We start from the raw sequence: 17,887 nt of genomic DNA, 5'->3' as shown, positions 1-17,887 counted from the left end.
ACGGCCCGAGGCGGACGTACGTCCGCTGACCGGCCGAACCGAAGCCGACGTACGCCCGCTGACCGGCCGACCGGCCTCCGCTGTCCGTGCCGCCCGGCGTCGTGACCGGCGTGTGTACACCCGCTCCCACCCGCTGCTGTTCGCGCTGCTCGCCGCCACCCGCCGCCGCGCCGTCACCCGCGTCGGTGGCACGGTGCTGGTGCACGGCACCGAGCCGTACCGGCAGGCCCTCATCCGTGTCCCGCTGGACCGCACCGCCGTCGGCACCACCGGCGGCGCCGTGCGGGAACTGTCCAACGGGGGCACGTTGTTCGACCAGGAGGGCACCGGGCACCGCGCCACCCGGCGCGCCGTGGCCGAGGGCCTCGGCGCGGCCGGGGTGGAGCGGCTGCGCCCGGTGTGGCGGGACGTTCTGGACCGCCGCCTCGCCCCGCTCGCCGACGGCCACGACGTCGATCTCGTGCCGCTGGCCCGCGAACTGGCCGGGGCGGCCGTCCGCGCGCTGCTGGGCGCCACCGGCGACCCGGAGGCCGTCGCCCGCGCGGCCGCCGAGGCGGCGGCAGCCGCCGTACGCGACCACCTGCCGGGCCGCCGGCTGCCGGGCACCGCACGGGCGGCCGCCGCGGCGACGGCGCGGCTGGAGGCGCTGCTCGCCCCGCACCGGCCCGGCGAGGAACCGGAGTCGGCCCTGCGGGCCATGCTCGCGGTGGCCGCCGTCAACACCACCGTCGCCGCCCTCCCGCGCGCCGCCGCCTGGTGCGCCGACGCGGGCCTCTGGGACGAGGCGGCCGACGACCTGCTGCGCCCGGCGCTGGTGGACGAGCTGCTGCGGGTGACCGCCCCGTCGCCGCTGCTGCCGCGTGTGGCGGCGGCCGACGCCGACCTGGACGGCTGCCCGGTACGGAAGGGGGACCGCCTGATCCTGGTGGCCCGCCACGCCGCGCGCGCCCACGACCAGCCGCCCGACGCCCGCGACCCGGCTCCGCCCGCCGTGGCCCAGCTGGTCTTCGGCGCAGGCGGCCACGCCTGCCCCGGCGCACGCCTGGCCCGCGCCCAGCTCGACGACACCCTCGCCGCTCTCGCCCCCCATCGCCCGGCCGTCGTGCGCGCCCGTGTGGACCGGGGCGCGGCCCTGCCGGGCTGGCGCTCCCTCACCGTCCGCGCCACCGGCGACCATCGAACCCCGGAGAACCGATGACCACGATCGCCGTCACAGGGGCGAGCGGCTTCTGCGGCTCCCACGTGGCCGCCACGGCCGCAGCCCGCGGCGCGGACGTCCTGTGCGTGGGGCGGCGCCCCGGCCCGGTCGGGCGGCACATCGCGTGGGACGCCGCGCGCGAGGTGCCGGACCTGTCCGGCGCCGACCTCGTCGTGCACTGCGCGGCCGCCGTCGGCGACCCGCTGCCCGACTCCCCGGCCGAGGCGGCCATGCGCGCCGTCAACGTCGACGGCACGGCGCGACTGCTCCAAGCGGCCGCGGACCGCCCGGTGGTGTGGGTGAGCAGCGCCAGCGTGTACGCGCCCGGCGCCGGGCGCTCCCGCGTCACCGAGGACCACCCAGTGCGCGGGCACCTGAACGCGTACGGCCGCACCAAGGCCGCCGGTGAGGCGCTGGCACTCGCCGCCGGGGCCGTGGTGCTGCGGCCGCGCGCGGTCTACGGCGCCGGGGACCCGCACCTGGTGCCCCGGCTGCTGTCCCGCGTCCGCCGCGGGCTGCTCCTGCTGCCGGGGCCGAGCGTCCGCCTCAGCCTGACCGCCGTCGAGAACCTCACCGACGCCTGCCTGCTGGCCGCCGACTGGCCGCCGGGCGCGTACAACATCGCCGACCCCGTGCCGTACGACCGCGACGAGGCGATCCGGACGGTCCTGCGCGCCCACGGCGTACGGGCGCGCATCGGCCACCTCCCGCTGCCGGTGGCCCGCGCCGCGGCGGGCGCCGCCCAGACGCTCGCGCGGCTGCGCCCGCACGCGGAGCCGCCGCTGACCCGCTACGCCGTGGACCAGCTGGCGCACTCCGTGGTCCTGGACGTGTCCAGGGCCGAGTCGCGGGGCTGGACGCCTCGACGCACGCTCGGGGAGTACGCGCCGGTCGGCTTCGACGGCTGAGCGACCGGGATTGGGCACGGAGGGACGACGGGATGCTTGGGCGGCATATGCCGTTCTGGGCCCCGTGCCGTATGTCGGCCCGCTGCGGGTGACGGGGGTTTCCGGTCGGCTCCGGCCCGCTGCCGGACCGGCGAGCTCGGCATTCCGGGCTCAGCTCATCGGGGCCTGACCTGCCGCGCCACCGCACAGGCCGGCCAGGGCCGGGCGGTGTGGTGCCAGCACGGACCGGGCGATCCCCCGCGTCGCCCGGTCCGCGTGACACATCTCCTGACCAGCGAGGCGATGCCTGTCGGTCAGGACGCTCTGAGTATATTGGCTGGGAGCCAGTCAACGCAGGAGTCAAGCATGTCCCCGCGAAGCCCATCGGTCAATGCGGAGCTTCGTCGGCGTTCCCGCGAGCGGCTCCTCCAGGCGACGGTCGAACTGGTGGCCGAGCGCGGGTACGAGGCGACGACGCTCGGGGACATCGCGGACCGCGCCGGTTCGGCGCGCGGCCTCGTCTCGTACTACTTCCCCGGCAAACGCCAGCTGCTCCAGTCCGCCGTGCACCGCCTGATGCACATGACGCTGGCCTCCGCGCTGGAGCGCGAGCCGCGCACGGACGACGGACGGGAGCGGCTGGCACGGGCGATCGACGCGGTCCTCGGCCTCGCCGTGGACCAGCCGTTGCTGATGCGCACCCACATGGCGGGCATCCTCCAGGCCGAGGGGTTCGTCCGCTGCCCGGAGCAGCAGCGCCTGGCCGCGCTGCTGCGGGACACGCTGGAGCGGTACGGCTCACGGGACCTGGACGCCGACTACCCGCTCCTGCGGGCGCTGCTGATGGGCGCCGTCTTCGCCGTACTGCTGCCGGGCGCCCCGATGTCGCCCGCGAGGCTCAGGGAGGAGCTGTTCCAGCGGTACGGGCTGGACTGGGAGCTGGGCTCTCCGCCGTAGGGGGCCTCCCGCGCGGCGCTCCGCGGTGGGATGCTGAAGGTTCCTCCGGGGAAGGAGCGCGTGCCGTGCTTCGTGTCGCCGTGGTCGGTTCCGGCCCCAGCGGGGTCTACACCGCCCAGTCGCTGGTCGAACAGACGCTGGTGCCGGATGTTCGGGTGGACGTACTGGACCGCCTGCCCTGCCCTTACGGGCTCGTGCGCTACGGGGTCGCCCCCGACCACGAGAAGATCAAGTCCCTTCAGAACAACCTCCGCGCTGTCCTGGAGCACGAGCGGATCGGCTTCGTCGGCAACGTCCCTGTCGGCGCGGACGGTGTCGCGCCGGGGCGGCTGCTGGAGCTGTACCACGCCGTCGTGTACTGCGTGGGTGCCGCCCGGGACCGGCGCCTGGGCGTGCCGGGCGAGGACCTGGCGGGCAGCTTCTCGGCCACGGACTTCGTCGCCTGGTACAGCGCCCACCCGGACGCCTCCGCGTTCGGCTTCGCGCTGGAGGGCCGGTCGGCGGTGGTCGTCGGCGTCGGCAACGTGGCCGTGGACGTGACGCGTGTCCTCGTGCGGACCGCGGCGGAGCTGCGGGGCACCGACGTGCCGCAGTCCGCCCTGGGGGCGCTGGCCGCGAGCGGGGTGCGGGAGGTCCACATGGTGGGCCGGCGCGGCCCTTCGCAGGCCCGGTTCACCACCAAGGAGCTGCGGGAGCTGGGCGCGCCGCCGTCCGCCCGGGTCGGCGTGGAGGCCGCGGACCTGGCCCTGGACCCGGCGTACGCGGACCCGTCGGGGCTGCCCGCGGTGAACCGGCGCAACGTCGAGGTGATCCGCGAGTGGGAGCTCGCCGGGGCGGCGGCCGTGGGGGGCGCGTACGCTGTGCCGCGCTCGATCCGGTTGCGGTTCTTCCTGCGGCCCGTGGAGATCCTCGGCGAGGGCGGGCGGGTGGCCGCGGTGCGGTTCGAGCGCACGGAGCCCGACGGGGCGGGCGGGGTACGGGGCACGGGGACGTACGAGGAGATCGACGCGGCTCTGGTGCTGCGGGCGGTCGGCTACCGGGGCGCGCCGCCGGAGGGCCTGCCGTTCGACCCGGCACGCGGGACGGTCCCGCACGCGGCGGGGCGGGTGCTGCGGGACGGGGCGCCCTCGCGGGGCGAGTACGTGGCGGGGTGGATCAAGCGCGGGCCCAGCGGCGTGATCGGCAGCAACCGGCCGTGCGCCAAGGAGACCGCCGGCTCCCTGCTCCAGGACGCGCCGCTGCTGGCCCGCCGTACCGTGCCGGACGACCCGGTCGCGGAGCTGCGCGCGTGGGGGCTGCGGCCGGTCCGGTGGCCGGGCTGGCTGGCCATCGAGGAGGCCGAGGCCGCGCTGGGCCGGATCCTGGGGCGCGGGCCGGTGAAGATCCCCGACTGGCCGGGGCTGCTGTCGGCCGCGGGCGAGGGCTGAGCGGGCACGCGGGCGGGGGCCGGGCGGGGCGCGCGGGCGGGGGCCGGGCGGGGGCCGGGCCTCGTGGGTCGCGGGGCGCGCGGCGCTGACCTGCGGGAACGGCGTTCCGGCGGCCGTTGTCAGTGGGCGGATGCAGACTGGCCCGTATCCGTGACAAAGGCGTCCTGGAGGTGTCGGCCATGACCGACGTACTGCTGACCGTTGGCACCCGCAAGGGCCTGTTCACCGCCCGTCGGCGGGACGGCCGCTGGGAGTTCGACGGACCCCACTTCCCCGCGCAGGCCGTGTACGCGGTCGGGATCGACCTGCGCCGGTCCACGCCCCGGCTGCTGGTGGGCGCCGACAGCGCGCACTGGGGGCCGTCCGTGTTCCACTCCGACGACCTGGGGGCGACCTGGACGGAGCCGTCGAAGGCGCCCGTGCGGTTCCCGAAGGACACGGGCGCGTCGCTGGAGCGCGTGTGGCAGCTGCACCCGGCGGGCCCGGCGGCGCCCGGCGTCGTGTACGCGGGCACGGAGCCGGCCGCGCTGTTCAGGTCGGAGGACGAGGGTGAGACGTTCGAGCTGGTCAGACCGCTCTGGGAGCACCCCACGCGGTCGCGCTGGCAGCCGGGCGGCGGCGGTGAGGCGGTGCACACGGTGGTGACGGACCCGCGCGACCCCGACGCCGTGACGGTCGCCGTGTCGGCGGCCGGGGTGTTCCGCACGCTCGACGGGGGCGCGTCCTGGTCGCCGTCGAACGAGGGGGTGTCGGCGGTGTTCCTGCCCGACCCGAATCCGAAGTTCGGCCAGTGCGTGCACAAGATCGCCCAGGACGCCGGGGATCCGGACCGGCTGTACCTCCAGAACCACTGGGGCGTGTACCGCAGCGACGACTCGGGCGGCACGTGGACCGACATCGGGGCGGGGCTCCCGTCCGACTTCGGCTTCGCGACCGTCGCGCACCCCAAGCACGCGGACACGGCGTATGTCTTCCCGATCAACGCCGACTCGGACCGCGTGCCGGCCGGGCGCCGCTGCCGGGTCTACCGGACGAGTGACGCGGGCGGCAGCTGGGAGGCGCTGTCGCGGGGCCTGCCGGAGGAGGACCACTACGGGACGGTGCTGCGCGACGCGATGTGCACGGACGGGGCCGACCCGGCGGGCCTGTACTTCGGCAACCGCAACGGCGAGGTGTTCGCGAGCGCGGACGACGGCGACAGCTGGACCCAACTCGCCGCGCACCTCCCCGATGTGCTGTGCGTACGGGCGGCGGTCGTCGGGTGACAGAAGGGGCCGGTGCGGTCGGTTGCGCCAGTAGAGTGACGGCCGTGGCAGCACGACCCTTGAAAGAAATCATCGAGCCCGGCTGGGCCGACGCCCTCGAACCGGTGGCCGAACGCGTCGCGGCGATGGGGGACTTCCTCCGCGCCGAGATCGCCGCGGGACGCACGTACCTCCCCGCGGGGGCGAACGTCCTGCGGGCGTTCCAGCAGCCGTTCGACGAGGTGAAAGTCCTGATCGTCGGCCAGGACCCTTATCCGACGCCGGGGCACGCGGTGGGACTGAGCTTCTCGGTCGCGCCGGACGTGCGTCCGCTGCCGGGCAGCCTGGAGAACATCTTCCGCGAACTCCACTCGGACCTGGGCCTGCCCCGGCCGTCCAGCGGCGACCTGACGCCCTGGACCCGGCAGGGGGTGCTGCTGCTCAACAGGGCCCTGACGACGGCGCCCCGAAAGCCGGGCGCGCACCGCGGCAAGGGCTGGGAGGAGGTCACCGAACAGGCCATCAGGGCACTGGCGGCACGCGGCAAGCCGCTCGTGTCGGTGCTGTGGGGGCGCGACGCGCGCAACCTGCGGCCGCTCCTGGGCGACCTCCCCGCCATCGAGTCGGCGCACCCCTCCCCCATGTCGGCGGACCGCGGCTTCTTCGGCTCCCGTCCGTTCAGCCGCACCAACGACCTGCTGCTGCGTCAGGGGGCGGAGCCGGTCGACTGGCGCCTCCCGTGAGACCGGGCGGCGCGCTGGTCCTGGGCGTCGACTCGGGCGGCTCGGGCTTCCGCGTCGCCCTGGCGGCGGTGGACGGCGCCCCGCACGGGGACGGCCCGCCGGCGGGCAGGAGCGCCGCCGTGGCGGGACCCGGGGTGCGGGTCGTGGGATCGCGGGCGTTCGGCACGCCCGTGCCCACCGGGCCCGGCGGGATCGACGCCGAGTGGCTCGTGGAACGCCTGGTGCCGGTGGCCCGGGAGCTGCTGGACGACGCCGGGGCGGGCGAGCGGCGGCCCGTCGCGGCCGCCGTCGGCGCGGCGGGCATGGCCGGGCTCGGCGACCGCCTGCGCGCGGTCCTGCCGGGCGCGCTGCGCGACGCGCTGGGCGTACGGCGGCTCGCGCTGGCCTCCGACGCCGTGACCGCCCATGCGGGCGCCCTGGGCGGCGCCCCGGGCACGGTGGTCGCGGCGGGGACCGGGCTCGTCGCGCTCGGCACCGACCTGGTGCGCTGGCGCCGCGCCGACGGCTGGGGGCATCTGCTGGGCGACTGCGGCAGCGGCGCCTGGATCGGCCGCGCCGGTCTGGAGGCCGCGCTGCGGGCCCACGACGGGCGGCGCGGCGGCTCCGCCGCTCTCCTGGCTCGGGCCGAGGCGCTGTTCGGGCCGGTCACCGGGCTGCCCGGGCGGCTGTACCCGCGTCCGGACCGGGCCGCTGTCCTCGCGTCGTTCGCCCCCGAGGTGGCGCGCTGCGCGGCGGACGATCCGGTCGCGGCCGACGTCCTCGCGTGTGCGGCACGCCACATCGCCGAGGCGGCGGCCGCCGTCCACCCGGCCGGAGGCGCGGGCGATGTCGCCCTGACCGGCGGGCTGTTCCGGATCGGCGACCCCCTCCTCGTACCGCTGCGGGACGAGCTGGAGCGTCAACTCCCCGAAGCCAGGCCGGTGTCGGCGGCCGGTGATCCGCTGTCCGGCGCGCTGACCGTCGCCGCCGCGCTCGCCGCGGACTCGCCGACGCTGCCGCCCGAGCCGGGTCTGCTGGACACATACGACGACTGACCGACTCTTCCGACAATCTGCCCAATGGGGGCGGGAATGGCCCCTCCCCGAACAGCGGGGCGGACAAAACCAGTAGCATGCGGCGCCATGAGCTCCCCCACTGGGCCCGCTGGCCTGCCTGTACGAATGCCACGCCCCCGCCAGTCCGGGCGGCACCGTCGCCCCGAACCCCTGGCGGCGCCCGAGGGCGCGCCCGCACTCGTCCTCGCCGTCCCCGGTGAGCCTTCCGCCGCTGTGCGCAGCCTCGCGGAAGAGCTCGTGAGCATCGCGCGCTCCGAGCTGCCGGGCCTGGAGGCCGCGATCGGTTTCCTGGACGGGGACGACACCGAGTACGTGTCGCTGACGGGTGTCCTGCAGCGGGCCGCGGCGCTGCGTGTGGAGCGGTACGAGCTGGCCATCGCGGCCGGTCGCGAGGTCGCCGAGCCGGAGGGCCCGGCCGCCGTCGTGGTGCCGCTGCTGGTCGGCCCGAACGCCGAGCTGATGGCCCGGATACGGCAGGCCGTCGCCGACAGCGGCGCGCCCGCCGAGCTGACCGACGTGCTGGGCCCGCACCCGCTGCTGGCCGAGGCGCTGCACGTGCGCCTCTCCGAGGCGGGCCTGGCCCGCGCCGACCGGGCGCGGCTGTTCACGGTCACGACGGCGGCGGACGGCATCGTGCTGGCCACGACGGGCGGCGCGGAGGCCGTCCAGGCGGCCGGGATCACGGGCATGCTGCTGGCGGCGCGGCTTGCCGTTCCGGTGATGGCGGCCGCCCTGGACCAGGAGGGCTCCGTGGCGTCGGTGGCCGAGCAGCTGCGCGACGCCGGTTCGGCGCAGCTCGCGGTCGCCCCGTACCTGGTGGGCCCGGAGCTGGCCGATGGCCTGCTGGACGACGCGGCCAAGGCGGCGGACTGCCCGGTCGCCGAGCCGCTGGGCGCGTACCCGGCCGTCGGCAAGCTGGTGCTGTCCGGCTACATGACGCTGCTGGGCATCTCCCCGCAGCAGCAGGGCGTCCCGGTCCGCTGACCGGCCGGCCCCGGCAGGGTCCCTCACGGGAGGGCCCGCACCGCGCGAGAGCGCCTTGGTGCGGGCCCTCCGGCGTTTCCGGGGCGTCCTCGCGCCCCTGGCCGCTCGGCTCCCGGCCTCCCGCGCCGGGGCCCGGCGGGCGGGGCGTTCAGGCGAGGACCACGCAGGAGGCGGCCGGGGCGGCGACGGCGCCCGCGCGGGACGGGATGCCGGTCGCGGGGTCCACGTCGAACCAGGTCACGTCACCGGACCGCTCGTTCGCCACGTACAGCCGCCGCCCCTCCGGGTCCGCGACGAGGTCGCGCGGCCAGTGGCCCCCGGAGGGCACCGCGGCGACCAGGCGCGGCCGCTCGCCGCTCCCGTCGAGCCGGAGCACGGCGATCGTGTCGTCGCCCCGCACGGCGGCCCACACGAACCGCCCGCGGGGGCTCACGGCGAGCGCGGACGGGTAGCCGGGCCCGGCCGCGTCGGCGGGCCGTACCGGCGTCTCCGCCACGGGTTCGAGGGCGCCCGTACGGCCGTCCCAGCGGCACACGGTGAGCGTCGGCGTCAGCTCCGCCAGGACGTACACATGGTGGCCGTCCGGGTGGAACGCGAGGTGGCGCGGCCCGCTGCCGGGGCGCAGGGCCGTCTCGCCCTCGACGGTGAGCGTCCCGGTGGCCGCGTCGAGGGCGCACACGCGTACGGAGTCGGTGCCGAGGTCCACGGTGAGGAGGCGGCGGCCGTCCGGCGCGGGGAGCACCTGGTGGGCGTGCGGGGCGCCCTGGCGGTCCGGGTCGGGCCCACCGCCCTGGTGCCGTACGAGCGCGGTGACCGGGCCCGGTGCGCCGTCCGCGCCGACCGGCTGGGCGCTCACGGACCCGGAGCCGTAGTGCGCGGCGACGACGTGGCCGGTGGTGTACGCGAGGTGGGTGGGCGCTGAGCCGTGTACGGGCTCGGGGGCGCCGATGAGGCGGGGCTCCGGGCCGGTGACGTCGAACGCGGCGACGGCGCCCTCGCCGGTCTCGGACACCGCGTACAGCACGGCCGCGTCGGGCCGCAGCGCCAGGAACGACGGATCGGCGACGGCGTCCGTGGCACCGGTGAGCGCGAGCGCGCCGGTCTCCGCGTCGATGGTGGCGGCGCTGACGCCGCGCCCCCCGGCGGAGGTGAAGGACCCGATGAACGCCCGCCGCGCCTCGACCGCCCCGTCGCCGCGTTCACCGGCCGCCGTAAGGGCGCCAGCGGCCCCACCCGGCTCGGTACGGGCGTGTGCCGCGCCGCCGGGCGCCGTACGGTCATCCGCCGCGCCACCGGCCACCGTGCCGGCATCCGCCGCGCCGTCGTGGGGCGCGCCGGTGCCCGACCGGTTAGCGGGCCGGTGCCTTGTGTCCTCGTCCCCGTGCCGCTCCACCGCTGCCCCTCCCCAGTGGCCGTCTCTGGCGTTGCGGGACCGACGCTAGCAGCTGCGGTCTAGACCAGGGCGGACAGGCACGCGGGCAGCAGGGGCGGCGGGCCGACCGGGCCGGGTTCAGGAGCGCACGAGCAGCGAGCGGGGCCTCGTGCGCAGCGGGCCGTCGAGTTCGGCGAGCAGCCGTTCCAGTCCGTGCAGGTGCGCCAGCGCCGGTACGGCCGCCGACGCCTCGGGCTCCGAAGCCGCGGAAGCGGCCGAAGGAACCGGGGCGCCGGAAGCGGCATCATGGGAAGCCGAAGCAGCGGATGCCGAAGCAGTCGGTGCGGCATCGACGGAAGGCGCGGGGCGGGCCTGCCGGTCCGCGCCGTCCCGGGCACGCTCGCGTCCCTTGAGCAGGGCTTCCACGGCCGCCTCCACCCGCCAGCAGGCAGCGGCGAGCCGGGCGTCGTGGCTGGCGTCCGGGTCGGCGGCCACCGACGCGAGCCCCCGCACCTCGCGCGCGCAGTCGTCCAGCAGGGCGAGGACCTGGCGGGCGCGGGCCTTGCGGTCGCGGAACGGGCTCAGCGGGTGGACGAGCGGCGCCAGGGCCATCCGTACGCGGCCCAGCAGCATCTCCAGCTCGGCGGCGTGCGGGGCCGGGTCGGCGGTGGGGGAACCGGCGAGGCGTTCGGCGGCCTCGGCGGTGCAGCGGCGCACCGCGAGCAGGGCGCGCTGGATCCAGGCGTCGTTCGTGGCGTGCGTGGTGACCGGCAGGACGAAGGTCACGGCGAGCGCGGCGAACAGCGCGCCCACCCCCGTCTCGGCCGCCCGCAGGACGAGCAGGCCCGGGGTGAGGACGCCGAGCAGCCCGTACAGCAGCCCGGCCATCACCGTCACGGCGAGCATCATCCAGCTGTACGAGACGGGCGCGGCGTAGAAGATGCCGAAGACGCACACGGCGACGAGCGCGGCCGTCGGGCCGGGCGCGCCGTGCAGTGGCAGCGCGACGACCAGGCCGACGAGGATGCCGACGACGGTGCCCACGACGCGGCGGAAGCCCCGTACGAGGGTCTCGCCGCGCGAGGCGGTGTTGACGAAGATCCACCAGGTGGTGCCCACCGCCCAGTACCAGCGCTCCTCGGAGAGGACCTGCCCCACGGCGAGGGCGAAGGCGCAGGCGAGGGTGGTCTGGACGGCCTGGCGGGTGGTCGGCCTGGCGAGTCCGCGTCCGGGCAGCGGGGCGGGAGCGGCGGCGGGCGGGGTGCGGCGTTCGATGGGCCAGAGGGCGAACCGCACGGCGGCCGCGGCGGCCACGGCGATGCCGACGGCGGCGTACAGCTCGGGCAGCTGCGCCGGGGCGGCGTGGAGGAACTGCACCACGAAGAACTGCATGAACGCGAAGATGCCCAGGGCGTGGCCGCGCGGGCCCCACCGCCGGGCGTAGACGCCGCAGAAGACGACGACGAGGAAAGCGGCGTCCCGGCCGAGCGGCAGGTCGCGCAGGAACGTCGCGAGGGCGAGGACGGGGAGACCGGCGGCGGGCAGCAGCGCGGTGGTGATCCGCTGGGCGCGGACGGTTCCGTCCATGACGGTGAAGAGGGCCAGCAGCGCGGCCAGACCGCCGGTGATGGACGCGGTCAGCGACAGACCGGCCAGTTCGGCGAGTGCGACGGCGAGCCCGATGCCGAGCACGGCGCGGGTCGCGTTCCTCAGCCTGAGGTACCCCGGGTCCGGGGCCACGAAGAACCTCTTCATGACGGTGGTACCGCCCCCCTGTCTCTGTCTTGCTGTCGTCGGCCGCGGGCCGCCCGGGGGTGGTGGGCGTTCGGAGGCACGACGAAGGCGCCGCGGTCCGGGACGGCGTCGTTGCCGTCCGGCGCTGCGCGGCGCCGCTGATACGTGGATATGACAAGAAAAGCATCCGCGAGGGCGGTGGCTCAAATCGAGCGTCGATCACTGGTCCGTTGGTACAGCGATACCGTGCCCGTCTCGGCCAATGGGGTACCAACGGACCAGGCCGCCACGGCGGCCGGTCCGTCGGGCGTCAGGGGTGGCCGGGAAGGACCGTCGACCGGTCGCCGCCCGCCCGGAAGCCCCGCCAGCCCGTCACCACCCGGCCCGGAAGCCCCGTCAGCCCGTCACCGGCCCGCCCGGTAGCCCCGTCAGCCCGTCGCCGCCCCACTGGGAAGCCCCGTCAGCCGGTGGCCGAGGCCCGGGGTGTCCGGCAGGGTGACCCGGCCGGTGTTCTCGGCGCCCGCGAAGGCGGCCGGGGCGAGCGGTTCGTCCTCGACCAGGAGCGGCCCGACGAGGTCGGCGGGGACGGTGGCGTGGGGCAGAGCGGCGGCGAGGTGGGCGGCCGCGAGGGTGGCGACGCCCAGCTCCGGCATGGTGCCGATCTTCACGGCGAGCCCGGCGGCCTCCGCGAGCGCGGCGATCTGGCGGGCGCGGTGGAGCCCGCCCACCTTGAGGATCTTGATGTTGAGGACGTCGGCGGCGCCGCGCCGGACGATCTCCAGGGCGTCGTGGAGGGACTGGAGCGACTCGTCCGCCATCACCCGCGGCCCGCCGCGCCCGCGCAGGGCCGCCATCCCGGCGAGGTCCCAGCGGGGCAGCGGCTGCTCCACCAGATCCAGGCCCTCGTCGCCGAGGCGCGCCACGGTGCGGGCGGCGGTGGACGGGTCGTAGCCCTCGTTGGCGTCGAGGGACAGCTCGACCCGGTCGGGTACGGCGGCGCGGACGGCGCGCACCAGCTCGACGTCCAGGTCCGGGTCCTCGCCGCCCTTGACCTTGATGTGGGTGAAGCCGCGCGCCGCGTACTCGGCGGCCTCCTTGGTCATCTCCTCGGGCGTGCCCAGGCCGACGACCCAGGTGGTGGGCACCTCGTCGCGCAGCCGCCCGCCGAGGAGCAGATGGACGGGCCATCCGGCGGCGCGGCCCGCGAGGTCGTGGAGGGCCAGGTCGAGGGCGGCCTTGGCGAGGTGCTGGCCCCGGATCGCCGCGTCCATGGCGGCGTGGGCGCCGGCCAGGTCGCGCGGGTCCCGGCCTACGAGGGCGGGAGCAGCATGGCCGGTGAGGGCGGCGCGCAGCCCGTCGAGGGTCTCCCCCGTGTACGCGGTCATGGGCGACGCCTCGCCGTAGCCGGTGGCGCCGTCGTCGGCGCGCACCTCCACGACGAGGCTGACGAGGTCGGCGCTGGTTCCGCTGCTGATGGCGAAGGGGCGCCGGTAGGGAGCGTGGACGACATGGCTGCGAATCGACTCGATCTTCACGCGGCTCCTCCGGGTCACGGCCCCCGCCGACGGGCGTCGGGCCTAGAGACGTACTCGGTAGACGATGGGCGGGCGGCCGGTGCGTCCTTCCTGCCGGCTGCCGACGGGCACGGCGACCCCCGCGCGCTCCAGGCGCTTGAGGATGCGCCGGGCGGTGCGCTGCTGGACCGCCAGGTGCTCGGCGACCCGGTGCGCGGTGATGCCGGGTTCCTCCTCCTCGGCGGCGACCAGCTCCCGCAGCCGCTCCAGCGTCTGCGGGTTGAGACCGGCGCGGCGGGCGAGGAGCCCGGTGCTCTTCGGCGTCGCGGCGGGTGGGAGGGGGTCGCCCGTGTCGTGGGCGATGACGATGTCGATGTCGTCCTTCATGCTCACGACCCCGGCGACCGGTCCGACCGACCTGGCCCGGTTGACGGCCCGCCGGGCCAGCGCCTCCGCCTCGGCGGCCGTACGGCCGAGGCCGAAGCCGACGTGGGCGGAGCCGTGCCGGGCGGCGAGCCCGTCGAGGAACGGCAGGCGGGTGAACTGGTCGGTGGCCTTCTCCAGGGCGCCGCGCGTGGTCACCGCGAGGCGGCTGCCGTCCGGCAGCCCGGCGAGGCTCCCGCCGAGGGCGGCGAGGTCCGCGGCGAGTTCCCCGTCGGCGGCCGGGAGGTCCACGATGCCGAGGGCGACCTGCGCGTCGCCGCTGTGCGCGCCGGTGGTGGCGAGGACGAGGGCGCGCAGGGTCGCGCGTATGGAGTGGCGGGACGGGGCGAGCCGTACGGCGGGGAGGCGGTGCTCCAGCTGGTGGTAGGCCGAGCCGAGGCAGGTGAGGGCGACGGTGGTGCCGTGCCGCTCGTGCGCGGAGAGGTGGAAGTCCACCAGGTCCCGCGAGGTGAGGCCGGGCCGGTACGGCAGGACGCGGACGTGCTCGGTGGGGAGCTTCGCCTCGGTGAGCGTCTCCGTCACCTCGTCGCGGCTGAGCGTGTCGATGGAGATCCGCGACACGTCGTGGCCCAGCCGGAGCAGTTCCACGAGGGCCCGCAGCAGCGTGGCGCCGCTGTACGGGACGTACATGGCGGGCCGGTCCACGAGCCCGGCACCGGCGGCGAGGGTGTGCGGGACGACGCCGGTGAACAGCAGCGCGTCGACGTGGGCGCGGGCCTGGCCGACCACGTCGAGGGTCTCGTCCTCGTGCCGGTACGGCAGGGCGACCAGCCGGGCCGCGCCGGTCTCGCCGCCGACGGCGACGACCTTGTCCACCAGGTCCTCGGGACCTATCACGCCGACCGTGAGCGCCATCGGCCGGTCTCCGTTCGTCTTGGCGAAGTGCCGCGGGGTGTCCGTGGGCTTGCGTGGGGCTTCTGTGGGGGCTTCCGTGGGGCTCCCGCGGGGCTGGTTGACGCCCGTCCACAGGGGTCCTAGTTTCGGCCCAGGCCGTAACCGCGTATTTAGGCGGAAGGATAGTAACCCGATGCCCGAACGGGAAATCCCCCTGCCCACGGTGCTCGATCCGCGTGGCAGGACGATCGGCGACGAGGAGCGGGCGGCGGTGCTGCGGGTCCTCGACTCGGCGGTGCTGTGCAGCGCGTTCGGCGCGGAGGCGCGGTCGCTGGAGGCGGAGATGTCCGCGCTGTACGGGCGTCCGCACGCGGTGGCGTGCTCGTCGGGTACGGCGGCGCTGCACCTGGCGGTCGCGGCGTGCGGGGTCGGGCCGGGCGACGAGGTGGTGACGACGCCGATCTCCGACTTCGGCACGGTCGCGCCGGTCCTGGCGCACGGCGCGCGGCCCGTGTTCGCGGACGTGCGCGCCGGGGACGGCAACCTCGACCCGGACGCCGTGGAGGCCGCGATCACGCCGCGTACGAAGGCGGTGATCGCGGTTCACCTGTTCGGCGGAGCGGCGGATGTGGCGCGGCTGCGGGAGGTGTGCGACCGGCACGGGCTGCCGCTGGTGGAGGACTGCGCGCAGGCGTGGCTGGGCGAGGACGCGTCGGGGCGGCTGCTCGGCACGGCCGGGGACATCGCGTGCTTCAGCCTCCAGCAGTACAAGCACATCACGGCGGGCGACGGCGGTCTCGTCATCGCGGACGACCCGGAACGGGCCCGGCGGATGCGGCTGTTCATGGACAAGGGCTGGGACCGCTCGGAGGGCCGCATCCACCGTGAGACGGGCCTCAACTACCGGATGGCGGAGCTGGTCGCGGCCGTGGCGCGGGCCCAGCTGGCGAAGGTCGAGGGGGTCGTACGGGCGCGGCGCGCGGCGGCCGGGAGGCTTCTCGCGGCGCTGGAGGGGCTGGACGGGGTGACGCTCGCAGGGGACCCGGTGGGGCACGCGTGGTGGATGTTCCCGCTGCTGGTCGGGGACAACGCGCGCTGGGCGAAGGAGCTGGCGGCCGAGGGCGTACCGGCGCTGCCCGGCTATCTGGAGCGTCCGCTGTACGCCAACCCGGCGGTGCCCGGCGGCCGTGCGGGGCAGTGCCCGCGCGCGGAGGAGCTGATCGGGCGCACGCTGCTGGCGCTGCCGTGGAACGAGGCGTACGGGGCGGAGCACGTGGACCGGATCGCGGACGCCCTCCACCGGGCGGCGCGGCGGGTGCCGTCGCGCTGAGCGGGGCCGCCGAGACGGGTACGCCGCTTTCCGGGCGCGGCGCCTGGGCGCCGGGCCCCCAGGCGCCGCACCGGGCGCTCACCGCGCCGTGTCGTCCTCCTTGGCGAGCCGCTCCAGGCAGGTGACGACGGCGCGCCGCTCGGCGTGCGGGAGCGGTGGACCGTACGGGTCGAAGGCGGCCTCCTCGGGGACGGCGCCCTCCCACACGGCGGCCCACAGCATCCGCTGCACATAGCCCTCGATGGGCGCGCGGAAGGTGGCCTCGGCGAACCGGTCGAGCCGCCCCGAGGCCCGCAGGAACCCGGCGGCGTCCCCGGCATTCCACGTGTCGAGCACGGCGGTGGTCAGGCCCACGCGGGCGGCGGCGATGCCGACCAGCGCCGTGTCGGCCCCCCACATCAGCGACGGCCCGAACATGCGGTCCTCGCCGGTCACCACCAGCGCGCCGCTCCCCTCGGCCGCCCGGACGGCGTCCTGGCAGTCCACCGCCCGGTCCAACGTGGCGATCTTGATCCCGGCGGCGGAAGGCAGGGCCAGCAGCCGCCGGATCAGCTCCGGGGAGTACGGGTAGCCGCCCGCCTCGCCGTGCAGGAAGAAGCCCAGCACGGGCAGCCCGCTCGCCTCGGCGGCCCGCTCGTGGAGCCGTACCGCCCGCTCCGTCGCGTCCGGCAGGGCATGGTGGCGGGCCATCGGGTACACCATCACGGCGTCCGCGCCCAGCTCCGCGGCCTCCGCGGCCATGGCGACCGCCGCGTCCTCGGCGTCCTGGAGCGGCGCGCCGCGCAGCGCGCGAGGTACGCCCGCCCCGGCGACGACCGGCACGTCCACGGCGTCGCGCCACACCTCCAGCACCCGCCGCCGGTCGCCCGCCGACAGGTACAGCCCGCGGCCCGTGTGCGCCCACACGGCGACGCCGCCGATCCGCTCGGCGGCCACCCGTTCGGCGTACCGGCGCAGGGCCGTGTAGTCCACGGCCCCGTCGGCGTCCATGGGCGTGAGCACGGCGGGCAGGACCGTGCCGCGCAGCCGCCCGGCGAGTTCCTCGGTAGCGGACATGAGCGACCCCCTGTAGGACGGTGCTGTCTGACGATCTGTCGTCTTGTCTCACGGTCTGTCGCCGCGGTGCGCGTTCACGCTAGCCTTTACGGCCCGGACCGTAAAGGAAGGAACCGGTGCCATGCGCCTCGGCCTCTACGTCAACCTGTACGCCGACAAGGCCGACCGGCCGCGACTCGCCGACGCGGTGGAGCAGGTGCGGCTCGCGGAGGAGGCGGGCTTCGCGTGGGTGGTGCTCGGCGAGCGGCATCTGCACCGCCCCGGCTACCACGAGGCGGTGACCTCCCTCGCGTACCTGGCGGCGCACACCGAGCGGATCGGGCTCGCCACGGCCGGGCTGATCGCGCCCGTGTACCACCCGGTGTGGCTCGCCGAGACCCTCGCGCACATCGACGTGCTGTCGGGAGGGCGGCTGACGGCCGGTTTCGTGCTCGGCTACCGGCCGGAGGAGTTCACGCTGTACGGCACGCAGCCGCGCGAGCGGGTGGCGCGGTTCGAGGAGTGCCTGGAGCTGGTGACGCGGCTGTGGACCGAGGACGAGGTCACCCACGAGGGCCGGTTCGCCTCCCTGGACGGGGCGTTCCTGTCGCCCCGCCCGGTGCAGAGCCCCCGCCCGCGGATCTGGAACGGCGGGCGGGTGCCGGCCGCGCTGGAGCGTACGGCGCGGATGTGCGACGGCTGGACGACGTCGTTCAACGAGCTGGACGCCGACCTGCCCGGCAAGATCGCCGAGTACCTGTCGTACCCGAGGCGCGCGGAGAGCCTCGGCGCGGAGGTCATCGTCTGCCGCGAGGGCTACTGCGCGCCCACCACGCAGCTGGCGCGGGCCGCACTGGAGGAGCCGCTGCGCGGGCTGTACGACGCGTACGGCGACTGGAAGCGCACCTCGGCGGACGCGGAGCGGTACGCGCAGGAGTGGGACGACATCGCGGCGCGCTCGGTGATCGGCTCGCCCGAGGAGTGCGCGGACCGGCTGGGCCACTACGCGGCGATGGGCGCCGACGGGGTGGTGCTGCGCGTCCAGCCGCCCGGTATGCCCCAGGCGGACGCGCTGCGCGCCATCGAGGCGTACGGCACGGACGTGCTGCCCCTGCTCGCCGCGCGGTGA

General features: G+C 76.3%; 14 protein-coding genes and 1 pseudogene. 10 read left to right on the top strand and 5 right to left on the bottom strand.

All coding sequences use genetic code 11. The annotated features are described in order from the left end of the window. The first annotated feature begins 112 nt into the window (after positions 1-112). The 8 genes and pseudogenes from J116_RS25820 (at position 113) to J116_RS25785 (ending at position 8,495) form a co-directional block, all read left to right on the top strand. On the top strand, positions 113-1,198 hold the full coding sequence (locus tag J116_RS25820; protein ID WP_028964529.1) for a cytochrome P450: 1,086 nt from the start codon (positions 113-115) through the stop codon (positions 1,196-1,198). Further along, a complete protein-coding gene (locus J116_RS25815) occupies positions 1,195-2,106 on the top strand; it encodes an NAD-dependent epimerase/dehydratase family protein (RefSeq protein WP_023589975.1) in 912 nt (303 codons plus the stop codon). The genes J116_RS25820 and J116_RS25815 overlap by 4 nt, the downstream gene beginning before the upstream one ends. A gap of 345 nt (positions 2,107-2,451) precedes the next feature. Further along, positions 2,452-3,039: pseudogene (locus J116_RS25810) on the top strand (TetR/AcrR family transcriptional regulator); the annotation flags it as partial. A 68-nt stretch (positions 3,040-3,107) separates the two neighbouring features. Beyond that, positions 3,108-4,469, top strand: coding sequence for an FAD-dependent oxidoreductase (locus J116_RS25805; protein WP_023589973.1), 1,362 nt, complete (start codon positions 3,108-3,110; stop codon positions 4,467-4,469). A gap of 179 nt (positions 4,470-4,648) precedes the next feature. Continuing rightward, positions 4,649-5,734 carry a WD40/YVTN/BNR-like repeat-containing protein gene (locus J116_RS25800; RefSeq protein WP_023589972.1) on the top strand — a complete coding sequence of 362 codons (1,086 nt, stop codon included), beginning with the start codon at positions 4,649-4,651 and terminating at the stop codon, positions 5,732-5,734. 44 nt (positions 5,735-5,778) lie between these two features. After that, positions 5,779-6,456, top strand: a complete 678-nt coding sequence (locus J116_RS25795) for a uracil-DNA glycosylase (protein ID WP_028964527.1) — start codon at positions 5,779-5,781, stop codon at positions 6,454-6,456. Further along, on the top strand, positions 6,453-7,490 hold the full coding sequence (locus J116_RS25790; RefSeq protein WP_023589970.1) for an N-acetylglucosamine kinase: 1,038 nt from the start codon (positions 6,453-6,455) through the stop codon (positions 7,488-7,490). The genes J116_RS25795 and J116_RS25790 overlap by 4 nt, the downstream gene beginning before the upstream one ends. Positions 7,491-7,577: 87 nt before the next feature. Continuing rightward, on the top strand, positions 7,578-8,495 hold the full coding sequence (locus tag J116_RS25785) for a sirohydrochlorin chelatase (RefSeq protein ID WP_079147811.1): 918 nt from the start codon (positions 7,578-7,580) through the stop codon (positions 8,493-8,495). 148 nt (positions 8,496-8,643) lie between these two features. Here the strand turns inward: J116_RS25785 and J116_RS25780 are convergent, their stop codons facing one another. The 4 genes from J116_RS25780 to J116_RS25765 form a co-directional block, all read right to left on the bottom strand. Next, complete coding sequence (locus J116_RS25780; protein ID WP_028964525.1) at positions 8,644-9,657, bottom strand: lactonase family protein; 1,014 nt, start codon at positions 9,655-9,657, stop codon at positions 8,644-8,646. Between the two features lie 348 nt (positions 9,658-10,005). Further along, positions 10,006-11,622, bottom strand: coding sequence for an FUSC family protein (locus J116_RS25775; RefSeq protein ID WP_023589967.1), 1,617 nt, complete (start codon positions 11,620-11,622; stop codon positions 10,006-10,008). A gap of 407 nt (positions 11,623-12,029) precedes the next feature. Further along, positions 12,030-13,136 (bottom strand): mandelate racemase/muconate lactonizing enzyme family protein, encoded by a 1,107-nt coding sequence (locus J116_RS25770; protein WP_023589966.1) that lies wholly within the window; start codon positions 13,134-13,136, stop codon positions 12,030-12,032. Positions 13,137-13,178: 42 nt separating this feature from the next. Continuing rightward, entirely contained in the window at positions 13,179-14,414 is a 1,236-nt protein-coding gene (locus tag J116_RS25765) for a response regulator (protein WP_023589965.1), read from the bottom strand. A 172-nt stretch (positions 14,415-14,586) separates the two neighbouring features. On the opposite strand from J116_RS25765, the gene J116_RS25760 reads away from it, so the two are divergent. After that, complete coding sequence (locus tag J116_RS25760; protein WP_023589964.1) at positions 14,587-15,723, top strand: DegT/DnrJ/EryC1/StrS family aminotransferase; 1,137 nt, start codon at positions 14,587-14,589, stop codon at positions 15,721-15,723. A 78-nt stretch (positions 15,724-15,801) separates the two neighbouring features. On the opposite strand, the gene J116_RS25755 is transcribed toward J116_RS25760, so the two are convergent. Then, positions 15,802-16,779 carry a dihydrodipicolinate synthase family protein gene (locus J116_RS25755; protein WP_023589963.1) on the bottom strand — a complete coding sequence of 326 codons (978 nt, stop codon included), beginning with the start codon at positions 16,777-16,779 and terminating at the stop codon, positions 15,802-15,804. A 121-nt stretch (positions 16,780-16,900) separates the two neighbouring features. Here J116_RS25755 and J116_RS25750 point away from each other — a divergent pair, with 121 nt between their 5' ends. Then, positions 16,901-17,887 (top strand): LLM class flavin-dependent oxidoreductase, encoded by a 987-nt coding sequence (locus J116_RS25750; RefSeq protein WP_023589962.1) that lies wholly within the window; start codon positions 16,901-16,903, stop codon positions 17,885-17,887.

Origin of the sequence: Streptomyces thermolilacinus SPC6 (genome assembly GCF_000478605.2) — a bacterium.
Taxonomy (GTDB): Bacteria; Actinomycetota; Actinomycetes; order Streptomycetales; family Streptomycetaceae; genus Streptomyces; species Streptomyces thermolilacinus.
Note: the sequence above shows the minus strand (reverse complement) of the source record. Positions and strands in the feature narration are given on the sequence as shown.

Excerpts from the sequence above, each read along its gene's own strand:
- J116_RS25815 (WP_023589975.1), top strand. The coding sequence starts at position 1,195 with ATGACCACGATCGCCGTCACAGGGGCGAGCGGCTTCTGCGGCTCCCAC.
- J116_RS25800 (WP_023589972.1), top strand. The coding sequence starts at position 4,649 with ATGACCGACGTACTGCTGACCGTTGGCACCCGCAAGGGCCTGTTCACC.
- J116_RS25785 (WP_079147811.1), top strand. The coding sequence starts at position 7,578 with ATGAGCTCCCCCACTGGGCCCGCTGGCCTGCCTGTACGAATGCCACGC.
- J116_RS25775 (WP_023589967.1), bottom strand. The coding sequence starts at position 11,622 with ATGAAGAGGTTCTTCGTGGCCCCGGACCCGGGGTACCTCAGGCTGAGG.
- J116_RS25765 (WP_023589965.1), bottom strand. The coding sequence starts at position 14,414 with ATGGCGCTCACGGTCGGCGTGATAGGTCCCGAGGACCTGGTGGACAAG.
- J116_RS25760 (WP_023589964.1), top strand. The coding sequence starts at position 14,587 with ATGCCCGAACGGGAAATCCCCCTGCCCACGGTGCTCGATCCGCGTGGC.
- J116_RS25755 (WP_023589963.1), bottom strand. The coding sequence starts at position 16,779 with ATGTCCGCTACCGAGGAACTCGCCGGGCGGCTGCGCGGCACGGTCCTG.
- J116_RS25750 (WP_023589962.1), top strand. The coding sequence starts at position 16,901 with ATGCGCCTCGGCCTCTACGTCAACCTGTACGCCGACAAGGCCGACCGG.